A 2,781-nucleotide genomic window follows, 5' to 3' on the forward strand; every position below is an offset into this window, starting at 1 on the left:
GTATAGATGGTCTACATTCTGGTACGGCGTATCAACGTTCCGCTCCTCTGCGGCATACAGCTCCTTAGACAGTTGTAACAGACTTTTCAGCAGTGAAGCTGCTTGCTGAGCTGCAGGCAAGACTTTGGGGTGGAGGGTTGGAACGGTGGAAAGGATCTGGTCAAAATCAAAATCCATCGCAGATGCAGAAGGTTCTTCGCCGGAAACCAGTTCTGCTACGGAGATTCCCAATTTATCCGCGAGATTTTCCATAGAATCAGCTCTTGGATGCGAAGTGTCGTTCAAATAGCCTTGCAGGGTCGTTCTTGGGATATTAATTTCTGCCGAAAACTCCGCATAATTTACACCTCTCTTGTCCATTTCTCTTTTTAACGTGGCCATAATATTTTTCTCTATTGTCATGGAAGCCACCTCCTTAAACAAAAGCATAAGAAGGCAGACACAACCAGTAAATTCCAGCTTTTTTGCAGAGCAGGAAAAAGGACGGGACAGTCCCATGAGCCATCTCGTCCTTGAATGAGGTCAATGTTCTTTTGAGAAAGTTCGGCAAGAGGCCGGAGCATTGGAAGGCAGTATCTTTACAGCCCATTCCCCGCCACCAGCGGCCAGGATCGGTGCATTGGTCAGCACTCAGGTCAGATAGCAGTACGGATCAAGGTCATTCGCCTTGGCTGTTTCAATCATGCTGTAGATCACCGCACTGCTCTGCGCCCCGCGCGGTATGTTGGCAAAGAGGAAATTCTTTCGGCCAATCACAAATGGCTTAGTAGATCGCTCCGCCATATTGTTGTTCGGTTCCAGACGGCCATCTTCCGGACCACAGATCAGATACGGCCATTGTTCTTTCAGATAGTACGGAGCTTCGCCAAGCGCGGATTTCAGAACGACTCTGGAGAATCGTCTGCTGCAATAAGCCTGCCCTGCAAGAGGGGGCCGGGTGCTATACCTCTTACTTCCTGGAAGTCGGGGCACTGCCCGAAACTGTGGGCAAGTTGGGGTAAATGCCGTGACTTATAGGAAAATCACAGCACTACCCGGCGCTTCCAACAAGTTGAGGCTACTTTCGCCCACTCCGCGCTATGATGGTATTCTCTCATATGATTGAGAACGGTAAGAACCGCCATACTGTGTGGCTGACGGACGAAGCGTGGAACATGGTCGGCGGGGAATATAAAGCGGATGGCTGCTCCACGCAGAATGAGTATATCGAAAAAGCAATCCGCTTTTATACCGGCTACCGCAAAACCGATCGCAACGAACGCTACCTCACTGACGCAATCTCCGGTGTGCTGGAAACACGATTGGGCGCGCTGGGTGATCGCATTGGAAAACTGCTGTTCAAAATGGCGGTGGAGGAGTCCATGATGATGCGCCTGCTGGCGATGGACGAGAGTCTCACATTCTCTGAACTGGAACCCCTGCGCAAGTGGGCTATCCAAACCGTGAAGAAAACAGATGGCGGATTGAACTTCGATGACATCCGCAGGATCCAGCAGTAAATGTGCGCAAGTGGTGCTCCATGTGTGTAGCGCAGTCTGGACACAGTGGATCCGGATACGCAAAGCCGGTGCAGGCGTATTAAAATCTGACGCCAAAACAAAGAATAAGGACTGATGCGTGTTATATTGAAAAAACAGATATTGTGTCATATCATAAAATTTTCGTTAGTAAAAATCGCCGTTTTCCCTTGTTACACAATGGATTGACGGTATTTCACCGACTAACGAAATAATATCGTTTTGTGTGTCCCACTACACTCATTTATGCCCATGGAATCCAGTATTTCAAGTGCCGCAAAATGCATCACACATCACATGAAGAATAAAACGATCTTTTCACTGAAATTGGAATGCATCCGCTGTTACTCCACCTTTAGCATCCGGTACCCTACTCCAATGTGCGTCTGAATATATTGCGGAGAATCCGGATCCCGTTCCAACTTCTTGCGCAGGGTGGCCATATAGACCCGGAGAGATGCCACATCGTTTTCCCAACTCCTGCCCCAGATCTGCTGGGCGATGAAGGTGTGCGTCAACACTTTGCCCACATTCTTGCACAGCAGGCATAGCAGCTTGTACTCACTGGGCGTCAGATGCAGTTCCTCTTCGCCCAGAAACGCGCACCCCGCAGCATAATCCACCTTCAGCCTGCCGTTGGTGAATACAGCGCCTTCGTTCACCACTCCGGCCTGCAGGGTAGCCAGCCTGCGCTGGGTTACCCGCAGACGGGCCAACAGTTCCTCCACGGAGAACGGCTTGGTCAGATAGTCATCTGCCCCGGCATCCAGCGCCTCAATCTTATCCGTGTCCTCGCTGCGGGCGCTAATCACAATGATCGGCAGATTCGACCAGGTGCGGACACGGTGAATCACCTCTACGCCATCCAGATCCGGCAGTCCCAAATCCAACAGCATGATGTCCGGATTGTGCGAACTGGCTTCCAGAATAGCGGATTCCCCGTTGGCCGCAGAGAGAAAACGGTAATCGTGCGCCCGCAGAGTCGTTGTGATCAGACTGCGGACAGGCGCATCGTCCTCCACGACCAAAATCAAGGGTTTATTCATGCAATTCAACCTCCTCAATTGGTATGGTAAACGTAAAAACTGTCCCATGGGGCGCGTGGTCAGCCACCGTGATCTCCCCGCCATGGGCCGTAATGATAGACTTGCACAGCGCCAGCCCCAGCCCCATGCTGCGACGGCTGTCGGCAATCCGGTTCGAGGCGCTGTAGAACATGTCAAAAACGCGGGGTTTTGCCGAGTCAGGAATGCCCGGGCCGTTG

General features: G+C 51.4%; 4 protein-coding genes and 1 pseudogene. 1 reads left to right on the forward strand and 4 read right to left on the reverse strand.

From position 1 onward, the window contains the following. Positions 1 to 402: helix-turn-helix transcriptional regulator (locus Q0526_RS08670; protein ID WP_298732576.1), on the reverse strand; the 402-nt coding region annotated here is incomplete at its 3' end. Positions 403 to 636: 234 nt separating this feature from the next. Continuing rightward, positions 637 to 972: pseudogene (locus Q0526_RS08675) on the reverse strand (transposase); the annotation flags it as partial. A gap of 125 nt (positions 973 to 1,097) precedes the next feature. Between Q0526_RS08675 and Q0526_RS08680 the strand changes: the two are divergent. After that, positions 1,098 to 1,499, forward strand: a complete 402-nt coding sequence (locus Q0526_RS08680; RefSeq protein WP_298732578.1) for a hypothetical protein — start codon at positions 1,098 to 1,100, stop codon at positions 1,497 to 1,499. Positions 1,500 to 1,861: 362 nt separating this feature from the next. On the opposite strand, the gene Q0526_RS08685 is transcribed toward Q0526_RS08680, so the two are convergent. Next, complete coding sequence (locus Q0526_RS08685) at positions 1,862 to 2,563, reverse strand: response regulator transcription factor (protein WP_021750429.1); 702 nt, start codon at positions 2,561 to 2,563, stop codon at positions 1,862 to 1,864. After that, a partial coding sequence (locus Q0526_RS08690; RefSeq protein ID WP_298732581.1) for an ATP-binding protein occupies positions 2,556 to 2,781 on the reverse strand: 226 nt, incomplete at its 5' end. The genes Q0526_RS08685 and Q0526_RS08690, both read right to left, overlap by 8 nt.

The organism is uncultured Subdoligranulum sp., assembly GCF_937890665.1.

What these genes read in the sequence shown, in the direction of transcription:
- Q0526_RS08685 (WP_021750429.1), bottom strand. Translation starts at nt 2,563, where the DNA reads ATGAATAAACCCTTGATTTTGGTCGTGGAGGACGATGCGCCTGTCCGC.
- Q0526_RS08680 (WP_298732578.1), top strand. Translation starts at nt 1,098, where the DNA reads ATGATTGAGAACGGTAAGAACCGCCATACTGTGTGGCTGACGGACGAA.